The sequence below is a fragment of the Sorangium sp. So ce363 genome, from assembly GCF_051520435.1.
In the GTDB taxonomy this organism is placed as follows: domain Bacteria; phylum Myxococcota_A; class Polyangia; order Polyangiales; family Polyangiaceae; genus Sorangium; species Sorangium cellulosum_B.
Genome location: NZ_CP150333.1, coordinates 7,889,975 through 7,910,578 on the forward strand (window position 1 = coordinate 7,889,975; position 20,604 = coordinate 7,910,578).

Annotated in this window: 16 protein-coding genes and 2 pseudogenes; 9 read left to right on the forward strand and 9 right to left on the reverse strand. The window is 72.1% G+C overall.

Going from position 1 to position 20,604, the window contains the following annotated elements; all coding sequences use genetic code 11:
• Positions 1-257: 257 nt before the first annotated feature.
• Positions 258-1,022, forward strand: coding sequence for a hypothetical protein (locus tag WMF12_RS29480; protein WP_437850773.1), 765 nt, complete (start codon positions 258-260; stop codon positions 1,020-1,022).
• A gap of 338 nt (positions 1,023-1,360) precedes the next feature.
• On the opposite strand, the gene WMF12_RS29485 is transcribed toward WMF12_RS29480, so the two are convergent.
• The gene (locus WMF12_RS29485) at positions 1,361-1,855 is read right to left on the reverse strand and encodes a hypothetical protein (RefSeq protein WP_437850775.1); all 495 of its coding nucleotides are present in this window, start codon (positions 1,853-1,855) and stop codon (positions 1,361-1,363) included.
• Between WMF12_RS29485 and WMF12_RS29490 the strand changes: the two genes are divergently transcribed.
• The 4 genes from WMF12_RS29490 to lysA all read left to right on the forward strand — a co-directional run bounded on the left by WMF12_RS29490 (position 1,854) and on the right by lysA (position 5,958).
• Positions 1,854-2,396, forward strand: coding sequence for a hypothetical protein (locus WMF12_RS29490; RefSeq protein WP_437850777.1), 543 nt, complete (start codon positions 1,854-1,856; stop codon positions 2,394-2,396). The genes WMF12_RS29485 and WMF12_RS29490 overlap by 2 nt on opposite strands.
• A gap of 276 nt (positions 2,397-2,672) precedes the next feature.
• The gene (locus WMF12_RS29495) at positions 2,673-2,894 is read left to right on the forward strand and encodes a hypothetical protein (RefSeq protein WP_012238184.1); all 222 of its coding nucleotides are present in this window, start codon (positions 2,673-2,675) and stop codon (positions 2,892-2,894) included.
• A gap of 13 nt (positions 2,895-2,907) precedes the next feature.
• On the forward strand, positions 2,908-4,464 hold the full coding sequence (locus WMF12_RS29500) for a phospholipase D-like domain-containing protein (RefSeq protein ID WP_437850779.1): 1,557 nt from the start codon (positions 2,908-2,910) through the stop codon (positions 4,462-4,464).
• A gap of 186 nt (positions 4,465-4,650) precedes the next feature.
• Positions 4,651-5,958, forward strand: coding sequence for a diaminopimelate decarboxylase (lysA, locus tag WMF12_RS29505; protein ID WP_437740022.1), 1,308 nt, complete (start codon positions 4,651-4,653; stop codon positions 5,956-5,958).
• A gap of 54 nt (positions 5,959-6,012) precedes the next feature.
• Here lysA and WMF12_RS29510 read toward each other — a convergent pair whose 3' ends face one another.
• Both WMF12_RS29510 and WMF12_RS29515 read right to left on the reverse strand, forming a co-directional pair.
• Complete coding sequence (locus WMF12_RS29510; protein ID WP_437850781.1) at positions 6,013-6,351, reverse strand: hypothetical protein; 339 nt, start codon at positions 6,349-6,351, stop codon at positions 6,013-6,015.
• A gap of 291 nt (positions 6,352-6,642) precedes the next feature.
• On the reverse strand, positions 6,643-7,524 hold the full coding sequence (locus WMF12_RS29515) for a CPBP family intramembrane glutamic endopeptidase (protein WP_437850783.1): 882 nt from the start codon (positions 7,522-7,524) through the stop codon (positions 6,643-6,645).
• Positions 7,525-7,571: 47 nt separating this feature from the next.
• On the opposite strand from WMF12_RS29515, the gene WMF12_RS29520 reads away from it, so the two are divergent.
• Positions 7,572-8,231: a TetR family transcriptional regulator gene (locus tag WMF12_RS29520; RefSeq protein WP_437850784.1), complete on the forward strand. Its 660-nt coding sequence runs from the start codon at positions 7,572-7,574 to the stop codon at positions 8,229-8,231.
• Positions 8,232-8,297: 66 nt separating this feature from the next.
• On the opposite strand, the gene WMF12_RS29525 is transcribed toward WMF12_RS29520, so the two are convergent.
• The 6 genes and pseudogenes from WMF12_RS29525 to WMF12_RS29550 all read right to left on the reverse strand — a co-directional run bounded on the left by WMF12_RS29525 (position 8,298) and on the right by WMF12_RS29550 (position 15,476).
• On the reverse strand, positions 8,298-9,656 hold the full coding sequence (locus tag WMF12_RS29525; RefSeq protein ID WP_437850786.1) for an LLM class flavin-dependent oxidoreductase: 1,359 nt from the start codon (positions 9,654-9,656) through the stop codon (positions 8,298-8,300).
• Between the two features lie 281 nt (positions 9,657-9,937).
• Positions 9,938-11,620 (reverse strand): annotated as a pseudogene (locus WMF12_RS29530) (hypothetical protein); the annotation flags it as partial.
• A gap of 190 nt (positions 11,621-11,810) precedes the next feature.
• Positions 11,811-12,650 (reverse strand): annotated as a pseudogene (locus WMF12_RS29535) (ATP-binding protein); the annotation flags it as partial.
• A gap of 70 nt (positions 12,651-12,720) precedes the next feature.
• Complete coding sequence (locus WMF12_RS29540; protein ID WP_437850788.1) at positions 12,721-13,296, reverse strand: cache domain-containing protein; 576 nt, start codon at positions 13,294-13,296, stop codon at positions 12,721-12,723.
• A gap of 186 nt (positions 13,297-13,482) precedes the next feature.
• Positions 13,483-14,541, reverse strand: coding sequence for an ABC transporter permease (locus tag WMF12_RS29545; RefSeq protein ID WP_437850790.1), 1,059 nt, complete (start codon positions 14,539-14,541; stop codon positions 13,483-13,485).
• Positions 14,541-15,476, reverse strand: a complete 936-nt coding sequence (locus WMF12_RS29550; protein ID WP_437850792.1) for an ATP-binding cassette domain-containing protein — start codon at positions 15,474-15,476, stop codon at positions 14,541-14,543. Before WMF12_RS29550 ends, WMF12_RS29545 begins: the two co-directional genes overlap by 1 nt.
• 334 nt (positions 15,477-15,810) lie before the next feature.
• On the opposite strand from WMF12_RS29550, the gene WMF12_RS29555 reads away from it, so the two are divergent.
• From WMF12_RS29555 to WMF12_RS29565, 3 genes are read left to right on the forward strand one after another with little or no spacing between them, the layout of a single operon-like run.
• Positions 15,811-17,457, forward strand: coding sequence for a protein kinase domain-containing protein (locus WMF12_RS29555; protein WP_437850793.1), 1,647 nt, complete (start codon positions 15,811-15,813; stop codon positions 17,455-17,457).
• Between the two features lie 5 nt (positions 17,458-17,462).
• Entirely contained in the window at positions 17,463-18,710 is a 1,248-nt protein-coding gene (locus WMF12_RS29560) for a tetratricopeptide repeat protein (RefSeq protein WP_437850795.1), read from the forward strand.
• A 1-nt stretch (position 18,711) separates the two neighbouring features.
• Complete coding sequence (locus WMF12_RS29565) at positions 18,712-20,523, forward strand: hypothetical protein (RefSeq protein WP_437850797.1); 1,812 nt, start codon at positions 18,712-18,714, stop codon at positions 20,521-20,523.
• Positions 20,524-20,604 lie beyond the last annotated feature (81 nt).

The following is a 20,604-nucleotide window of genomic DNA, read 5'->3' on the forward strand; positions in this document are numbered from 1 at the left end:
CGCAGGTATGGTCACGCCGGACGTCCTGGCTGCCCTCGTCGCTGACCGCCCGGCACGGCGACCGCCCCCTCCGGGTCAGCCAGGCCTCGGCAAAGCAGACCATCGCCCGCAACGAGACCTCGATCCCGAAGGGGAGACCTCATGCCGCCAACCCGACCCCCCCTGGTTGATCCCGCCGCGCGCCTCGGCCCCCCGGCCTCGTCGGCCCTCCAGACGAGCGTCGGGCCCGGCCAGCTCATCCGCCACGGGAGCTTCTGATGAGAGAACACGCAGCAGTCCGGACGACGAAGCCTCTCGTGACGGTCATGGCCGCGGCGCTCGCCTTCGTGTGCTGGAGCGCGGCATGCAACGCGATCTCCGGGGTCGACGATCTCGACTTCTCGGGCTCCGCCGGCGCGACGGGCGGCGGCGCGGGCGGCACGGGCGGCGGGACGGCCGGCGGCGGCGGCGGCACGGGCGGCACCGGCGGCGCTGGCGGCACGGGCGGCACCGGCGGCGCTGGCGGCACCGGCGGCGCTGGCGGCATGGGCGGCGCTGGCAGCACGGGCGGCGGCGGCGGCACCGGCGGCGCTGGCGGCACGGGCAGCGACATCTCTTACGACATCGCCTGTGGGAGCGGCAACGTGGCTGTGGGCGTCCACGGCCGGAGCGGCGGCTCGATCGATCAAATCGGCCTGATCTGCGCGCCGCTCGCCAGCGACGGCACCCTGGGCACCGCCTTCCAGACCGTGACCGCCGGCGGCAACGGAGGCGGGCCGGGCAGCGTGATCTGCCCTGCGAGCCAGGTCCTGGTCGGGATCAACATCTGGGTCGACACTTACGTTTACCGGGTCGAGCTGCTGTGCCAGACGGTCGAGGCGTGGAAGACGGGCGACGGCAACATCAATGTCGGCCCCGGCATCGGCAACGTGCACAGCACAGGTTTCGGGGTCAAATGCCCGATGGGGAGCGCCGTCGTTCAGATCACCGGCGACGCCGACGAGTATGTGCGCTCCGTGCATCCACGTTGTCTCCCGCTGTGACGGGCGCGGTGGCGGTGAGCGCGGACCTCGCCGCCGTCGCCGCGAGGGCCGTGCGCGAGGGCTGCGTCGGCGAGACGCTCGCCGCGGTGCTGGCGGCCGAACAGCTCGGTCACGCCCAGGATCCCGCGGTCCGCGCCGGGCCGTCCGCGCCCGCCGCCCCGCTGAGAAGTTTACGGTCCATCTGGACCCGGAAGAACGCCTCCCGACGTGCGGCGAATTCTGCTAGAGCTGTGAGCCGCGTCGAGCGCAGGTCGCGCCTCGGCGCAGCGGCAGTTTCTTAAGGATCACCGGCAGACGTGCCGCGCTGCGGCAGCGCACAGCTCCGGCGAACGGGCCTATCACCTTTCGGGCCTCAACATGACTTTCGATCGCGAAATCGCACGCTTCACTTGGGTTGGGATCTCCTGTCTGGCCCTGTCCGCTGCAGCGGCGGGCTGCTCGGACGGCGCAGGCGACTCCTCGGAAACGGGGGGCGCGGGCGGCAGCGGCGCGGGGACCGGCGGCGCCTCGAGCGTGAGCTCGGGCGCGGGCAATCCCGCCGCGAGCAGCAGCAACGGCAGCACCAGCAACGGCAGCACCACCAGCAACGGCAGCACCACCAGCAACGGCAGCACCAGCAGCAGCAGCGGCGGCGGCGGCGACACCAGCACCAGCACAAGCACCACGAGCACCGGGACGCCCGAGACGAGCGCCACGTCGAGCACCGGCAGCGGGACGCCGACGGGCGGGTGCCCGGCGAGCGCGACGTTCTGCTCCGACTTCGAGGGCGACGGGCTGCCCGAGGGCGCGACGTACCGCCCCGCGGACGAGGCGCGAGATGCGCTGAAGAACATGGCGATCGACTCCTCGATCTTCCACGCCGGCACGCGCGCGCTGCGTGTGAACCCCGGAGGCGGCGGCTACGACTGGAGGATGCTCTCCGTCCCGGCGCCCGGACCGGCGTTCTGGGTCCGCCTCTACGTGCGCAGCAGCGTCGATATCGGCCAGGCCGAGCACAACGCCTACTTCCAGGCCATGACGGGCAGCGGCGATCGGAACGAGGGCGAAAACATGGAGGTCGCCGAGCAGTACTGCCAGCTCGTGCTGAACCTGCACGACGAGGTCATCCTGTCCACAGGCGGCGAGACCCGGTGCGGGAGCAACGGTGTGAAGCTCCCCAAGGACCAGTGGCACTGCATGGAGGCCTACTTCGACGGCGCCAAGGGCGACGTCCAGGTCTACGCCAACGGCACCAAGATCATCGACAAGACCGGCTGGAAGAAGCTCGGCTACAAGACGTTCAGCTTCGGCTACCTCGGCTTCCACGGCCCGGCGCGGACGATGTGGTATGACGACGTGGCGGTCGCGCCGGAGCGGATCGGCTGCGCCCCCTGATACGCGGCCGAACGCCGGCGCGCGCGTTATGCCAGCGCGATGACATGACCGCCATCGCGCGCGCCACGTGACCTCCCTCCTGCTTCTCCCCTGAACGCACACCGCCCCCCCACTCGGGGCGCGGCCCGCCGGCGGAGCGGCCCCGGGCACGCTTGCTCCCTGGCTCCGCCGGCGCCATAGCCGAGGTGGCGAGCGCTCGGCGGACGCGCGCGAGCGCGAGCCGCGGTGACGATGCAAGGACGACGCGACCGCGATCCCGGCACGAAGGTAGATGTGATGCCGTACCTGGTTTTCCGGAATTTCCCCGACAATACGCCGATCCCCGATGACTGCTATAGCTGCGACGGCGCGCCGGACTGGGCAGCGTTGCTGGAGTGGATATGCCCCGATCTCTCGCGCGACGAGGCGGAGCGGCTCGCCGTCATCGGCGAAGCGAGCGGGAGCCGGCCCGACGTCGCGGGCCTGAAGCGGCTCATCGAGGAGCACCTGAAGCCGTAGGCGCGCGATCGCGATGAGGAGCGCACGGAAGATCATCGATCCTCGCCGCCACACGTGGTGCGACACCCCGGTGGACGACATCGGCCTGCTGGTCGACGCCGACGAGTATTACCCCGAGTTCTACCGGGTCGCGGCCAGGGCGCGGCGGTATTTGCTCCTCGCCGGCTGGCAGTTCGACAGCGACGTCGCCCTGCTCCGGGGCGGGAGGGAGGAGCAGGTGTCGAGCCCGATCACGCTGCTCAAGTTCCTGAACCACCTCTGCGAGCAGAGCCCCGATCTCCAGATCTTCATCCTCGCGTGGGACTTCCACCTCGTGTTCGCGCTCGAGCGCGAGTGGCTCCAGCAGCTCGTCTTCGAGTGGACGAACCATCGCCTGCGCTTCCTCTTCGACGCCACCCACGTCGAGCGCGCCTCGCATCACCAGAAGTTCGTGGTGGTGGACGGCGAGCTCTCGTTCCTCGGCGGCCTCGACCTCTGCGACCACCGCTGGGACGACCGCAGCCACGCCAACAAGAACCCGCTCCGCGTCAGCCGAGGAGAGCCGCACAAGCCGTTTCACGACGTCCAGGCCTACCTGCGCGGTCGCGCGGTCGCGCGGGCGCTGACCGAGATCTTCACGGATCGCTGGCGGCGCGCGGGCGGCGTGGACATGACGCTGCCGGACCTCGACGAGGTCGAGCCGACGTTCCCCGACTACCGGCCCGAGGGCGGCATCCCGCTGGCGGCGGCGCGCGTCACGCTGAGCCGCACCGATCCGCACGGCGCGCCCACCGGCGCCCCGCACCGCACGGAGATACGCGACCTCTTCCTCGACGCCATCGACGCCGCGGAGCGCTTCATCTACATCGAGACCCAGTACTTCAGCTCTCACGTCATCGCCGAGGCGCTCGCGCGGCGGATGCGCGCGGAGGGCCGGCCGCTCCTCGACGTGGTGCTCGTGCTCAACATGGAGGCCGAGACGATGAAGGAGCAGATCGCCGTCGGCCTCTCCCAGGCCAAGGTGCTCGGCGGGCTGCGCGACGTGGCGGCCGAGACAGGCCATCGCCTCGGCGTCTACTACACCCTGCCGGCGTGCGGCGAGGACGAGACCGCCGAGCGCGCCACGTACATCCACTCGAAGGTGATGATCGTCGACGACCGCTTCCTCACCGTGGGATCCGCCAACCTGACGAACCGCAGCCTCTCGATCGACACGGAGATCAACGCCTCGGTCGAGACCGACGACCCCGACGACGCGCTCGGCCGCTCGATCCGCGCGGTGCGCGCGTCGCTCATCGGCGAGCACCTGGGGGACGCCGACTTCGATCGGGTGGACGACCTCGTCGCCTGCCTCGACGCGCTGGCGAGCCCGGCGACCGGGCCGCGCACGCCTGGGAGCTCGTGCCGGTTGAGGCTCCACCCCTCGCCCACCGCGGACGAGCGCGCCCTGCTCGAGGTGATCGACCCGCACCAGCTGCCGTTCGACCCCGCCGCTGTCGAGGACATCGACCAGCGCCAGGGCTCGCTCTTCGTGGGCGGGCTCGGCGCGCTCTGGCGGCACCTGTTCACCAGCCGGAACCCCGCGAAGTAGCCGCGCGCGAGGCGCTCCGGGCGAGCGCCAGGGACGCGCGGGCGCGGGTACCGGCGGCCTTCCTGGACCCCGAGGCAGGGCGCGCCCCTTCCGGCCGCCAGGGGCACATGGTAGGCTGTGCCGCGGAATCGCGAACGGTTTCTTCAGGTTGTCTCTCAAAGTTGAAGCGTTGACGCCACGAGGAGTATGCAAGAGGCAGAGATCAAGATCGGGGGCATTTCGGTCCGCGACCTCGCGGAGCAATACGGAACACCGCTCTATGCCTACGATGCCGAGCGCATCCGGGAGAACTTCCGTCGACTCACGCGGGCGCTGCGCGGCAATTACCCGGAGGTGTCCGTCTTCTATGCCATCAAGGCGTGCAACAACCTGGAGATAGCGAAGCTCCTGGTCGACGAGGGCTCGGGCGTGGACGCCGCGAGCCCGAACGAGATCCGCCTGGCGCAGGCGCTCGGGCTGTCGGGCGAGCGGATCATCTACACGGGCAACAGCCTCTCGGACGAGGACCTGGCCGCGGGGCTGCGCGCCGGGGTGAACTTCAACGTGGACGATCACGGCATCCTGAAGCGCCTGTTCTCGCTCGGGAAGCCGCGCTGTATGTCGTTCCGGATCAACCCGAGCGGCGAGGACATCGCGACCCCCGATCTGAAGCCGTTCGCGGGCCCGTCCGCGAAGTTCGGGATCCACCCGCGCCACGTGGAGGAGGCCTATCGCACCGCGCTCGAGAACGGGGTCGAGCGGCTCGGGGTGCACATGATGCCTCACTCGCAGGCGAACAAGCCGGAGAACTTCGCGCACGTCACGGGCAAGCTGCTCGACCTGATCGGCCCGGTGGCCCGGAAGCTCGGCTTCGACCTCGCGTTCGTGGACATCGGCGGCGGGCTCGGCATCCCCTACCGGCGGGAGCAGCCGCCGCTCGACGTGGAGGCCGTCGCCCGCGGGATCGCCGCGATGGTCCGGAAGAAGTGCGCGGAGCACGGCCTGAAGGAGCCGCGCCTCGTCATGGAGCCGGGGCGCTACTTCGTCGGGGACGCGGGCTACGTGCTCGGGCGGGTGATCTCGATCAAGCAGGGATACAAGACGATCATCGGCACGGACATCTCGATGAACACGATGGCGCGCCCGGTGATGTACGGCGCTTACCACGAGGTCCGGATCAACGGCCGCCGCGGCCAGACGGCCCCGATGGCGATGACGGGCCAGGTCTGTGAGAACACGGATATGTGGATCGCGGAGCGCGAGTTCCCCGCGGACGTCGCCGAGGGGGACGTGGTCGTCCTGATGGACGCGGGCGCGTATGGCCACGTGATGAGCTACGACTACAACGGCCGGCTGCGGCCGGCCGAGGTGCTCGTCGACGGCGGGAAGAGCCGGCTGATCCGGCGGCGCGACACGTTCGAGGACATGGTCTCGCGGATGTGCCTGTCCGACGACATCAAGGAGCGCCTGCGCGCGGCGGCGGGAGAGCCGGCCGGCGCGAGCGGCTGCGGCTGAGCGGTACATCGCTGGGGCGCACCAAGATGCGCCCTGCTCCAGCGCACCTGAGCTTCATGGCGACACGGCGAAAGGGACGCTCGCCGCACCCAGCTCAATGCACCGCCGGAAGATCGTCGTGTACACGCCACGTACCTCGCGGTTCGGGATCGAGAGCAGGTGCGAAGGCTGCTCCATTGGTCCGCGCGAGCGCTTCTCGGCCCTGAGATACCCCGTGAAGACGAGGAGGCTCCACAGCACCTCGTCGCTCCGGTCGAGCTCCCCGAGCGGCACGCTCTCGTCGAGCACGCGCTCGATGCTGCCGCCGTCGAGCAGCGTCGCGAACGCCGGCTCGAGCGCGAGCGCGCGCCGCTCGAGCTGCTCCCGCACCAGATCGTTCGAGCTCGTGTTCACCCAGTAGGGCTGCGGCGCGCCGTCTTCACGGGAGAGGAAGTTCAGGACGCTCCACGGGTTGTAGACGACGGTGTCGCCGAAGAGATACCCGTTGTACCAGGCGCGCAGCGACGGGAGCCGCTCAAGCCGGCCAGACCTCGTGAGCAGCGACTCGACCTCGTGCTCGGTGAACCCGAAGCAGGTGTCGAACTCCGGCCGCCCGTCAGCGGCAAGGGCTCCGAACGGCCTGAGCAGGCAGCCAGGCGTCCTGCTTCTCCGCCGAACCCGCCGACGAAGCGGCGGAGCCGCGGGTCACCGCGTCCAGGTCAGCAGCAGCGCGAAGATGGTGAGATCGGCGGCGACGTGCGCCACGTACGGCGCAAGGAGGCCGCCCGCGCGGCGCCGGAGCACGCCGAGCATCACCGCATAGATGGCCGCCAGGCCGACGCCGACGGCTCCGCTCGGGAAGCCGCTCAGGTGGAGGAGCCCGAAGGCGGCCGCCTGGACGACGACCGCGGTCCAGCCGGAGGTCGTCACGGCGTCCAGCGATCCGAGGAACACCAGGCGGAAGACCGCCTCCTCGAGGAGCGCGTTGAAGAGCGCGAACCCCAGGCCGCCGAGGAGCAACAGCGGCAGCGAGACGGGCGGGAGCAGGGCCCGCATCTGCGACAGATCGGGCCGCATCAGCTGGACCCAGAGCACGAGCGCGAGCGCGGAGACGAGGGCGACCGCCGCGATCCAGCCGAGGACCGCGGGCCCGAACGCCCCGCGCCGCAGCGGCGGCATCGACGACCGCAGCGCCGGCACGGCGCGCGTCAGCAGCGCGAACACGACGAGCGGGACGACCAGGGACAGCGGCCAGGGCGCGACAAGCCCCACCGCCGCGGGCGCGAGCGTGAGCACCGCGAGGAGCGGGGCGTGGAGCGCCGCCCCGTCCGGCGCGCGCGCCACGGCGAGCAGGGAGGCGAGCCCGACGCCGAAGCAGGCGAGGCCGAGGGCGCGATCCGCCGCAGCAAGCGGGTACGCGGCGTAGGCGAGCGTCGCTGCGGAGACCGCGGCGAGCCCCGGCCAGCCAAGGCGAGGCGCGCCCGCTCGCCCGGCGGTCTCACCGACCGGCGTAACGCCGGCCGGCGCCGCGCGAGGCGGCTCGATCTGCCCGATCTGGTCGAGGCGCTCCAGAAGTTGAGCTTTCACTCGGATATAGTCGAGCTTTTGCTCAGGTTGTCAAGTACGCTCGGCGCATGGCCACGAAGCGCAAGAAGCCGCCGTCGACCGCGCCCCGCCGGGTGCCGCTTCAGGCGAGGAGCCAGCGGCGCAAGGAGCGGATCCTCGACGCGACGGCGGCGCTGCTCGCGTCGCGCGGGCTCGACGCGGTCACCACGAACGCCATCGCGGCGCGGGCGCGGACGTCCATCGGCTCGGTCTACGAGTTCTTCCCGAACAAGGAGGCCGTGCTCCACGCGCTGACGGGGCGTTATCTGGAGCGGCTACGGGCGCGCACCGAGGCGGCGCTCGCGGAGGCGCCGCCGGGCTCGTGGCGGGAGCTCACCGAGCGCTGGCTCGACGCGCTCGCGGCGTTCTACCGGACGGAGCCCGGCTACCGGGAGCTGTGGTTCGGCGTGCAGCTGTCCGGCGCGCTGCTCTCGACGGCCGCGGCGTGGGGGGACGAGTTCTCGGCGCGCGTCGAGGCGCTCCTCTCGCCGCTGACGCCCGCGCTCGCGCCCGCCGAGCGGCGCGTCGTCGCGCAGAGCGCGCTGTATATGGCCTCGACGCTGCTCGCCCTCGCCGCTCAGCGGGACGAGCAGCAGTCCGCGCTCTACGTTGAGGAGGCGAAGAAGGCGGTCTGTCGCTACCTCGCGCCGTACATCGAGCCGCCGTGCCGGCCGAGGGAGAGCGCGTGATGCGGTGAGGCGCGCCGGCGCGGTGTCGCGCGCGGCCAGGCGCCCCCTCGCCCGGGAGCGGCGCCTTCAGGCCGCCGACGCCCGCGGCTTCGCGGTGGCCACGTGGCGGTTCACCGGCCGCGCCAGCCCAAGGTTCTCCCGCAGCGTGCGGCCCTCGTACTCCGTTCGGAACAACCCCCGCCGCCGCAGCTCCGGGATCACCAGCTCGACGAAGTCGTCCAGCCCGCCCGGGAGCCACGGCGGCATCACGTTGAACCCGTCGGCGCCGCCCTGGGTGAACCACGCCTCCAGCTGATCCGCGATCTGCTCCACCGAGCCCACGATCGTCCAGTGCCCGCGCGCCCCAGCCACCCAGAGGTAGAGCTCCCGGATGGAGAGATTGCGCTTGCGCGCGATGTCGAACATCAGCGCTTGCCGGCTCTTGTTGTTGTTGGTCTCGGGCAGCTCGGGGAGCGGCCCATCCACAGGATACGCGGACAGATCGACCCCGCCCGACAGGCCCGAGAGCAGCGATAGCCCGACCTCCGGCAGGATGAGGTCCTGCAGCTCCTGGTACTTCGCCCTGGCCTCCGACTCCGTCCTGGCGACCACGGGGAACACCCCCGGCATGATCTTCAGCTGGTCGGGGTGCCGCCCATACTTGGCCATCCGGCCTTTGACGTCGGCGTAGAAGGCCTGCGCGTCTTCCAGCGTCTGCTGCGCGGTGAAGATCACCTCGGCGGTCTCGGCCGCGAGCTCCCTGCCCGCCTCCGACGATCCCGCCTGAACGATCACCGGGTGTCCCTGGGGTGGACGCGGGATGTTGAGCGGCCCTCGAACAGAGAAGAACTTCCCCTTGTGATCGAGCGTGTGCAGCTTTGCCGGATCGTAGTAAGCCCCGGACGCCTTGTCGCGGAGGAAGGCGTCGTCCTCCCAGCTGTCCCACAGGCCGGTGACCACGTCGACGAACTCGCGCGCCCGGACGTAGCGCTGCGCATGGTCGGGGTGGGCGTCGAGCCCGAAGTTCCCCGCCGCCTCGCCCCCGCCGGTGGTGACCACGTTCCAGCCTGCCCGCCCCTGGCTGATATGGTCCAGCGAGGCGAACTTGCGGGCCAGCAGGTAAGGCTCCTCGTACGTGGTGGACGCGGTGGCGATGAAGCCGATGCGCTCGGTGACGACCGCGAGCGCGGAGAACAAGGTGACCGGTTCGAAGCTGGCCCCATAAGCAGTGCGGCCCTGCGCTCCGGGCCGGTTCTGCAAGGCGAGCCCGTCCGCCAGGAATACGGCGTCGAACTTGGCCCGCTCCGCCGCCTGCGCAATGCGCTTGTAATGCGCGAAGTTGATGCCTCCGTCCGCCTGCGCCTGCGGGTGCCGCCAGGCCGCCACGTGGTGGCCTGCGCCAGGCAAAAAGGCGCCCAAACGGATCTTCCGCTGATTGTCGCTCATGGGGTGTCCTCGGTCTCGGTCCTTCACGTGCGCGCGCGGGCACGTCGCCGCGCGACCGCCGCACGCGATCACCACCCCCAGAGCGCAAGCGCCGTGCCCGGCGCCGGAGCCACGGGCGCAGCGGCGGAGATCGAAGCGCCGCCCCTCCCCTGCCCCCGCGACGTGCTGCGAGGGCAGCAACGGATCACCAGCGCTGCGGAAGCATTGCTGTCAGGGAAGCACCCGTCCGCGGCAGCTCATCGGTCGATGGGCGGGTGAGCGCGCAGGCGCGATCGCTCCGCTCAGCGATGCGGCCACGGGTGCGGTCCGTGCGGTCCGCGTCGCGGAACGCTCTCCGGGTCGGCCGGGTCGCTGCCGGCGTCCCGCTCGTCACCGTCGCGGAAGCCGTCGCCGTCGCGGTCGACGCCGATGCGCTCGCCCGACCCGGGCGGCACGCAGGTATACGTCAGCTCGCCGCCGCCTCTCGTGGCCAGCCAGCGGAGCTCGCCGTCCCACCGCCGCGGCGCGCGCGCGCGGTCGGCGTCGAAACGGCCATTGCCGGTGTACAGAAAGCCCAGCTCGTCCCCATGTGACCAGCCCTTGACCACGAGATCACAGTCGCCGGCGTCGGCGCGCGCCACGAGCAGATCGACGCGCGGGCCGGCCACGGCCGCGCTCGACGACGTGAGCGTGATCTGCTGGCCCACGATGGGCTTGAGGTTCGACTCCAGCGCCAGCATGTACTCCGCCACCTGGCGCTTCAGGAGCTCCCCGTCGGGGTCGACGGGGAAGCCGCCGGGGTTCTCCGGCGTCTGGACGAAATCGGAGAACGCGTTGAAGCGGACGAGCGTATCGACGGCGCCGTCGTGGAGAAAGCCAAAGCCGCGGACCTGATCGCCCATGTGCGCGTTGGAGCCGCCGAACGGGAACACGAACGACTCCGCCATGCCGAACATCCCGACCTTCTGGTACTGATTGCGCAGGTGCGGGACCTTGAAGAGCTGGGTCTCGTTGGCGTTGGCCGATCCGCCGTCGCTGCCGAAGAAGCCCGGCGCGAAGTCGTCGGGGTTGGCGTCGGGATCGACGGCGTGGCACCCGATGCACGAGGCGCCGAGGACGCTCGACACGGGCCCCCCGAAGAAGTCGCGCCCCGCGCTCTGATCGGGCGTGAGCGAGTCGTCGAGCGCGCGGATGGGGTTGGGTGGATACGTGACCTGGAGGATGAAGTCCGTGAAATCGTCCATCTCCTCCTCCGGGATCGTCTCGTCTCGCCCGAGCAGATCGACGAACGATACGCTGAATTTCTTGAACGCCGCCCGCTCATCGAAGACCCCGCTGTCCGGCTGCGACGTGGGCGCATCATGGCCGCCCGTGCGGTCGCCGCGCCAGTGCATCGGCCCGTGGTTCGCCATGCCGCGCAGGCTCTGGGTCGTCATCGGCCCCTTCATCGGGTGCAAGCTCGTATCCTGGCCGAAGAGATCGGTACAGAACGGCCCCGGGTTCTCCAGCGCGGTGCCGTCCGGGTTCCCGAGGTCCCACGAGAGGCTGTCGAAATCGCCGAAGATATGGCAGCTCGCGCAGGACGAGTCGCCGTGGCTCGAGCTCCGCGACGCGTCATAGAGGACGCGGCGCCCCCGGACGACGCTCGGAGGCTCCGGGTTGTGCATCGGCACGTGCGCGACCTCGCGGCGGGTCCGGGTGTCGATGACCGAGATCGCGTTATCGAAGCGCGCGAGCACGTAGAGACGGTGCCTGTCTTCATCGAGGACGAGGCCCGTCGGCCCGCCTCCAGGGACGCGGATCTGGTTCGCGGCGCTGGGCACGAACGTGTCGTTCTCGAGCTTCGCGGTGTCGAAGACGCCGATCTTGTCCGAGCCGAGCGCCGCGACATACAGGGTCGCGCCGTTGCGCGTCACGGCCATCTGCAGCGGTTGCGCCAGGCTCTTCTTGCTCTCGTCGTTCGGCACCGGCGCGCAGCAGCTGGTATTTCTGGATGTGATTGACGAGCCCCTTGCGCGCGAGATCGCGCAAGGCCTTGAGGTCCTCGTCCGAGGGCAGGACGACATCGCGGATGCTGGTCACACCCGAGCTTGGGCTCGGCTCCGTCTCCTCGCTGGCGCCGTCCTGCCGCTCGTAGATCCACTCCAGCTTGAGGTGTCGCTGCAGCTTCTCGAGCAGCTCATCCATCTGCAGCGGCTTGGCCAGGAAATCGTCCGCGCCCGCTTCCAGGCTCTTGTCCTGGTCGGTGATGAACGCGCTTGCGGAAGACGCGATGATCACCGTCCCTGCGAGCTCGGGCGCCTTGCGCATGCGGCGCATCATCTCCCAGCCGTCGAGCACGGGCATCGCGAGATCGGTGATGATCAGATCGAACCTCTCGCTCGCCGTCCTGTCCAGGCCCTCCTGGCCGTCGTTCGCCTCCGCCAGCTCGAACCCGAGGGTCGCGAGCATGCTGATGACCACGGCGCGGTTCTCCGGCTTGTCGTCCACCACGAGGAGCCTCCGTCGCGAGCCCTTGTAGCCGACGATCTGCCCCTGCTCCGTGCGCCTCACGGTGTCCGTCCAGTCGGGCGCCTCGGCGAGCGCCAGGTCCATCCAGAAGACGCTGCCCTTCCCGAGCTCGCTCCTGACCTGGATGGAGCTGCCCATCAGCGTGACGATGCGCTGGCTGATCGCCAGCCCGAGCCCGGTGCCCTCGCGGTGGCGACTCTTGTCTCCGACCTGCTTGAAGGGCAGGAATATCTGGTCCAGGTGTTCGGCGCCGATGCCGGTCCCCGTGTCCTCGATCTGGAATCGTATCCTGTGCGTCTTGGTCCGCGATTCGGGGCTCGCGCCGTCCTCCGGGAGATCCTTGCGCGCGCCGTGTGGCCCGCCGGGCACCTCCACGACCGTGAAGGTGACGCTCCCGTTCTCGGTGAACTTGATGGCGTTGCCGAGCAGATTGAGCAGGATCTGACGCAGGCGCCGCTGGTCGGCGCGCACCCCCTCGGGCAGCGTGGGGCCGGGCTTGAACACGAACGCGATCGCCTTCTGCTCCGCGCGGATCCGGCAGATCTCGGCCGTCGCGTTCAAGAACGACGGGAAATCAGTCCGGCGCCGCGATGCGCGCCGCCACGATCACGCGCTGATCCGTGCGGCCGACCACGTGCGCCGCCGCGGCGTCGTCGCGCTTCGCCGCCTCGAACGCGCGCTTGAGATCGTCGTCGCCGATGGAGTCGACCGTCAGCGTGCCTTTGCTCCCGTGGATCTTGTCCTGGTGCACGCTCGAGACGAGCACCGTCCCCTCGCCCCTCACGAGGGCGTGCTCCGTCCCCGGATACAGCGAGAGCTCCCGGAAGCTGTCCATCACCGCGTTGACCGTGACATCGTGCCCGGCGCTCCCCGCGAACACCCCGTCGCGGAAGAACGGCACCACGACGCTCACCATCCACTCGCGTGCCCCCGGGTCGTAGCTCGTCGGCGTCCAGCGCGGCTTTCCTTCCGGGTTGTTCGCCGGGAGCGCGAGCGTCGTCCACTCCGAGTTGACGAAATCGACGGTCGTGTCGACCTGATCGATGTAGTTCGTGTGGCTGGGCCAGTACATCACGAGCCCGTTCCGCCTGGGGATGAGCCAGGTGTTGATGGGCTCCCCCGGCGCCCCCGCCGAGTACAGCTCGGTCATGCGAAGGTCAATGTCCTGAACAGAAATATGGACACACGGTAGGAGCATGCGAGCCTGACGAGGACTGCGCCGCCACCACGACGCAGGTTGACTGACATGCTCGCGGAGCGATGGAGCGATTGGCGCACAGCGTGCGCCGGTGAGCTCACGCACCGTGGCCCGTTGGCGTTGGCCGCGGCGCGGCGGCTACTCCCAGCGGAAGAGCTTGAGGGCGAGCGCGAAGGTCGCGACGCCCCAGACGACGAGCAGCGCGAGCTCGGGCGCGATCGCGGCGAGCGGCGCCCCCTCGAGCATCACGCCCCGGAGCGCGTCGTTCAGCGCGGTGAGGGGCAAGGCCTGGACGAAAGGCTGGATCGCGTCGGGGAAGCGATCGGCCGAGAAGAAGACGCCGGAGCAGATCCACATCGGGAACGTGACGAGGTTGCCCAGGCCCGAGATGCCCTCGAGGGTCCGCGGCCGCGCCGCGATGAGCAGGCCGACCCCGGCGAACGCCAGCGCGCCGACCACGGCGACCAGCGCGAGCGCAGCGAGCGAGCCGGCGATCGGCACGCCGAGCACGAGGGCCGCGAACAGGAGCAGGGCCACGACCTCGAGCGCCAGGAACACGAGCCGCGCGCCGAGGTGCGACGCGAGGAGCTGCCACCGCGGCATGGGCGCCGCGACGAACAGCTTCAGGAGCTTGCCGATGCGCTGCTGCACGATCGCGACCCCGATCCCCCAGATCCCGGTCAACATCACGTTCATGCCGAGCAGCCCGGGCACCAGGAAATCGACGTAGCGGGAGCCCCTCTCGGCCTCGGTCACCTCGAGCGCGGCCGGGCGGAAGGCGTCGGCGCGCCCGGCCGCGCGCTGGAGCGCCTGGTCCACCTCGAGCCGGGCGAGGCGGCTCTCCGGCCGCGCCGGATCGAACCAGTACGTGGGCGGATCGGTGGCGAGCACGACCAGCGCGACCTTGCCCGTCCGGAGCTCCTGCTGCGCCTGCGCCCGCGGGACCACCCGCGGGACGACCTGCCCCGACGCCTCGAGCGCCGCGCGCCGCGGCTCGGCCCCGGCGCCCTCCTCGACGCTCACCCGCACGGGCTCCGCGGGCTGGTCCCTGAACGCGACGGCCAGCGCCGACGAGAGCAGGATCGGGAACACGAACATCCAGAAGATCGCCTCGGGCTCGCGCAGGAACTCGACGACCCGCGCCCGGATGAGGAGCGCGAGCGACGAGGCGCGCAGGGAGCGGAGCCAGCGCGCCATCACGCGGCCTCGTCGTCCGCGAGCGTCCGCCCGGCGAGCGCCATGAACACGTCCTCCAGGCTCGCGTGGTGCGTCGCGAGCCGCTTCGGCGTGGCCCCGCGCGCCGCGCAGAGCGCGAGCAGCGGCGGGATCACGCGCGCGACGTCGCGCACCGTCAGCCGGAGCGCCCCCTGCGCGGAGCGCACGGCCTCCACGCCCGGCAGCCCCATGAGCTCCTCCTCGGCGATCTCCGCGTCCACCTCGACCTCCACGACGTGCTCGGCGCCGAGCGAGGCGACGAGCGCCGCCGGCGTGCCGAGCGAGAGCAGCCGCCCGCGATCGACGATCCCCACGCGGTCGCAGAGGCGCGCGGCCTCCTCCATGTAGTGCGTGGTCAGGAGGATCGTGCGGCCGCGGGCCTTCAGATCCTCGACGATGGCCCATATCTGACGGCGCGACGCGGGGTCGAGGCCGGTGCTCGGCTCGTCGAGGAACAGCACCTCCGGATCGCCCGCGAGCGCGCAGGCGAGCGACAGCCGCTGCTTCTGCCCGCCCGACAGCGTGCGCACGAACGCGCTCGACTTTTCCTGCAAGGCCACGCGGCGCAGCGCCTGCTCCGGCTCGATGCCGCGCGGGTAGAAGCTGCGGAACAGCGCGATCACCTCGCCGACCCGGAGCTTGTCCGGGAAGCGCGTCTCCTGGAGCTGGATGCCGAGCCGGGCGCGCAGCGCGATGCCGTCCCCCACCCAGCGCTCGCCCAGCACCTCGACCTCGCCGGCGTCGGGGCGGGTCAGCCCCTCGAGGATCTCCACCGTGGTCGTCTTGCCCGCGCCGTTCGGGCCGAGCAGGCCGAAACACTCGCCGCGCTGCACCTCGAGGTCGAGCCCGTTCACGGCCACGACGTCCCCATAACGCTTGACCAGGCCGCGGCAGACCAGGGCGGGAGAGGCAGACACGGCACGTATGTATCGCGGAGGACGGCAGAAAGGAACCGGGACACTTCAATCCAACGCGGCGTTCGGCGCGACCCATCACGGCCTCCGGCGCGACGACGCGTGCAGGGCGGAGGCGCCCTCGGATCGCCCTCAGCAGATGAAGCGCACCTCCACGCGCCCACAGGAGCGCCGGAAAATTCGACAGACGACGCGACGTATCGCCTCTCCGGAGAATCGAATCTCACCAGACACCCTGCGGCGAGCGCGTCGAGCGTGGCCCTGCAAGGAACCATCCGGTCCGGAATCGTGGCTCGCCGGTCTGCAAGCTCAGAGCGACGGAGTGGGGGGGCGCGTGGTGAGCGATGAAGAGGGAGTGGTGCCCGTGCACTGCGGCGAGGTCATCGCAGACCGCTACCGGGTCGAGCGGCCTCTTGGCATCGGCGGGATGGGGGCCGTCGTCGCGGCGCGGCACCTGTCGCTGGGCGAGCTGGTGGCCGTCAAATTCATGCGGCCGGAGCACTGCGGCAACGCGGCGCTGCTGAGGCGGTTCCAGCGCGAGGCGCGCGGGATGTTCCGGATGAAGACGGAGCACGTGCCGCGGATCTACGACCTGGGCGCGCTCGCCCCGAGGCCGGGGATGGCGCTGCCGGTGCCGTACATCGTGATGGAGCACCTCTCGGGCAACGATCTCCGCTCGATCCTGGAGCGCCGCGGGCGGCTGCCGGTCGAGGAGGCGGCGGAGTACGTCCGTCAGGCCTGCGTTGCCCTGACGGAGGCGCACGCGCTCGGGATGGTGCACCGGGACCTCAAGCCCGCGAACCTGTTCCTGACGTACCGGACCGACGGCACGCCGCTCCTCAAGGTGCTCGACTTCGGCGTCGCGAAGTTCATGAGCGCGAAGCCGGAGCACGACGGGCTCGAGATGACGACGGCGCGGTCGGTCATGGGTTCCCGCCGCTACATGGCGCCAGAGCAGATGCTGACGCCCAAGGACATCGATCTGCGCGCGGATCTGTGGGCGCTCGGGGTCGTGCTGTACCAGCTCGTGAGCGGCACGCTGCCGTTCGGCGCGGAGACGCTGGAGCAGTTCGTGCTGGTCGTGTCGGAGAAGGCGCCCCGGCCGCTCCGGAGCGCGTGCGCCGATCTGCCCGAGGGGTTCGAGGAGATCGTGATGCGCTGCCTCGAGAAGGACCGGACGCGCCGCCCGGCCTCGGCCCGCGAGCTCGCCGCCGCGCTCGCGCCGTTCGCGCTGCGCGGAGCGCCCGACGCGACGCTGCCCACGGGGGTGCACCGGAGCCAACCGACGTTCACGTGGCTGGACGATGGGCCGCCCACGACCGCCGCGCGGCCGCCCACGGCCTCCGCTCGGCCGGCCGCGACCTCCGTTCGGCCGCCCACGACGTCCTCCGGGCCGGCCGAGACGAGGCGCGAGGGCCGCCGCCCCAGGCGAACCTGGCTGGCGGCCACGGCCGGCGCGGTCTCCGCGAGCGCCACGCTGGCCGCGATCCTGCTGTCGCCCGGGTGGCCGCGGGCAGCGGGATTGACCTGGGCCGACGGCGCCGGTGCCCAGCACCTCGCGGGCGTGCCGCAGGGGCTCGCCGCGGAGCCGAAGGGGAACGCGGTGGCAGCCAGGTCGTTCCAGGGGCCCGATGACGCGGCCGAAGGTGCGCTGCACGACGGCGCTGCCAGCGCGTGCGACGCGCCCCAGGCCGACGCCAGAGCCGCGCGCCCGGCCGCGCACAGCGGAGCCGGCGCCGTCCTGTCCACGAGGGCCGCGCCGCCTGCGCGGGCGAACGCGGGGAGTCCGCAGCGCGCGCTGGCGCGCGGGGTGCACACGTCCGGGTCCTCACCGGCGCCCGCCGCTGGCGCCGCGGTGCGGACGGCGGCGGATGCGCCGGCGCCCGTCCGGGGCGCGGCGGCGGGCGCGCCGTCCCTCGTGGCAGCGCCCGGCAGCGGCGCTGAAGCGGCGACGCCGGCGGGCGCGCCGGACAGCCCGTGGTGATCGCCATGCCCCGAGGAGCCCTGCCGAAGATCCCCTGCTGCTCGCGCCCGCGCGGGCTCGCTTCCGCCCTCGCGGCCGTGTCGCTGTCGCTCGCGCCGGCGGGCGGCCAGGCCGGCGAGCCCGGTTCGGCGCAGTCCGACACGGCACAGACGAGCCCCAACCTGGCACAGCCCAACCTGGGACAGCCCAACCCCAACCCGGGACGGCTGGGACAGCCCAACCCGGGACAGCCCAACCCGGGACAGCCCAACCTGCCCAACCTGGGACAGCCCAACCCCAACCCGGGACAGCCGGGCGGACACAAGGAGCAGGTGCTCGCGCTCTATCAGGCCGCGACGCGCCTGCTCGAGGCGGGCCGCATCGCCGAGGCGTGTGCCATGCTCGAGCAGGGCCGGACGCTCGATCCAACCGCCCTCAACCTCCTCCTGCGGCTCGGCGAGTGCCTCGCGCGCACAGGCAGGACCGCGGGCGCCTGGAACGTCTTCAGCGAGACCGCGGCCATCGCGAAGAGCGCGGGAGACCCCCGCGCCGCGCGCGCGACCGCGCTCGCGGCGGCGCTCGAGCCGCGGCTCTCGCGGATGGCGATCGCCGTGCCCCCCGGGAGCGCCGCGCCGGGGCTCGAGATCCGCCGCAACGGCGTGCTGCTCCTGCCCTCCCAGTGGGGACAGGCGCTCCCGGTCGACCCGGGGACGCACACGATCGAGGCGCAGGCGCCCGGCAGGAAGCGCTGGTCGGTCGAGCGCGTCGTCCCACCCGACGGCGCGGGCGTCGTCATCGACGTGCCCCTCCTCCTGGCGCAAGAGCCGCTCCCGCGCGCGCTCGCCGCCGCGCCGAAAGGCCAGAGGACGCAGGTGCCTCCCGTCCTGCCGCTCGACGACCGCGGAGGCGGCGCCGGCGCCGGGCGCGCGCAGCGCGTGATCGCGCTCGTGACCGGCGGCGCCGGCCTCGTCGGGCTCGGCCTTGGCGCCGTGTTCGGCGCCGAGGCGATCGCCCGCAGGGACGCCTCGAACCGCGGCCACTGCGACGCCCGGAGCCGCTGCGACGCCGTCGGGGTCTCGCTGCGCGAGGACGCGCAGGAGGCCGGCACCGCCTCGACGATCGCGTTCTCGACCGGCACCGCCGCGCTGCTCGCGGCCGGCCTGCTCCTCTGGACGGCCCCGCCCAGCGCCGCCGGCCCGCCCTCGCGCCGCGCCACGGCGGCGGCCGCCGCCGGCCCCGGCGGGTTCTCCCTCGTCGTGGGCGGGAGTTATTGACGTGGGCGCGCGCGGCACGACCGGGCTCGGCCTGCGGTTCACCCTCGTGGCGCTCGGCTGCGCCGGCTGCAACGCGCTGCTCGGGCTCGAGGACGGCATCCTCGTGGAGGAGGGCTGCGCGCCGCTCTCGACCATCGCCTGCTACAGCGGGCCGCCGGCGACCGAGGGGGTCGGCGCCTGCCAGACCGGCCTCATGCGGTGCAACGCCGCCGGCGACGGCTACGGCCCCTGCGAGGGCGAGGTGACGCCTGCGCCGGAGCGCTGCGGCAACGCGGCCGACGACGACTGCGACGGCGCGATCGACGAGGCGGACCGCGACGGCGGCCGGCCAGAGGATCCCGCGGCCGACGGCGGCAGCGCCGTCTGCGCCTGCGCCCCCGGGACCGTCGAGCCGTGCCCGTACGGAGGACCGCCGGGCACCGTGGGCGTCGGCGCGTGCCGCGCCGGCCGGCGGACGTGCGGGCTCGACAGCCGGTGGGGCGCCTGCGCCGGCGAGGTCACGCCGCGGGTCGAGGACTGCAGCACGCCGGCCGACGAGGACTGCAACGGCGGATGGGACTGCGGCGCGGTGCTCCCCGGCGGACCGCTCGGCGCCCTCCTCGGCGGCGCAGGCCAGGAGCGGGCGCGCGCGCTCGCGGCGGGCCCCGGGGGCTCCGCGATCCTGGGCGGCGAGTTCGCGGGCTCCCTCGATCTCGGCGCAGGGCAGTTCGCGACCGGCGCCGAGCAGGACGTCTTCGTCGCGCGGCTCGATCCGGGCGGCACCGTGGCGTGGATACGTCGGTTCGTCACCGAGGGGCGAGGCTCGCTGCAGGCGCTCGCGGTGGATCTCGACGGCCATGTCGCGATCACGGGCGAGCTCGTGGGGAAGATGAACGACGTGGGGCTCACGGCCGACGCGCCGCTGGGGTTCGTGATCAAGCTGGACGACTTGGGCGAGCCGCAGTGGAGCGCGATGCTCCTCGGCAGGCCGCAGGACATCGCGGCCTCGGCGCGGGGCGAGTTCGTGGTCGTGTCGACGCTGATGGACCCCGGCGGGACCGACGTGGCGGTGGCCAAGCTCGACACGTCGGGCGAGCTCCTCTGGAGGCGGGAGTTCCGCGGCGCGGGGAACCAGGAGCCGACGGGTGTGGCGGTGGACCCGCGCGGGGATGTGGTCATGACAGGGACCTTCGACGGCGAGCTCCAGCTCGGCGACGACGCGCCCCGGCTCCTGTCCAGGGGGATGAGCGACGTGTTCCTGGCCAAGCTCGACGAGGGCGGCGAGCACGTCGCGTCGCTGGCCTTCGGAGACGGCCGCCTGCAGCGCGGCGGCGACATCGAGATCGGGCCGGGCGGCGAGATCGCGCTGAGCGGGACCTTCGACGGGATCCTCGATCTGGGCGGCGGCGAGCTGTTCTCGGAGGGGATGTCGGCGTTCGTGGCCGAGCTCGGGCCTGCGCGAGAGCACCGCTTCAGCCGGGCTTACCCCGCGGAGCGGCCGCCGCGCGTCGCGCTCGAGGCGGACGGCGGGCTCGTCCTGGCGGGCGACGTCGATGGCCCGACCCACCTCGGCGGGGGGCCGCTCGACGGCGCGGGCGGCGGCGGCGACATCGTCGTGGCGCGGTTCGACGCCGGGGGGCGCCACGTCTGGAGCAAGCGGCTCGGCCCGGGCGCCGGGAGCAGCGGCGGGCGCCGGTCCGCGGCGGGGGTCGCGTCGTTCGTGGACCGCGGCCACGCCCTGCTCGCCGGGACCGTGGAGGGCAGCGTGGACCTCGACGGCGCCACGGCGCAGTCGACCTGGTCCGACATCCTGGTGGTGCGGCTCTCGCCGTAGGGCGCCGGCGCTCCCTGGCAGGTTCGCACCCGGCAGGACCGCTCATCGCAGGGGGCCGCTCGACGCGCGCCCCTCGATGGT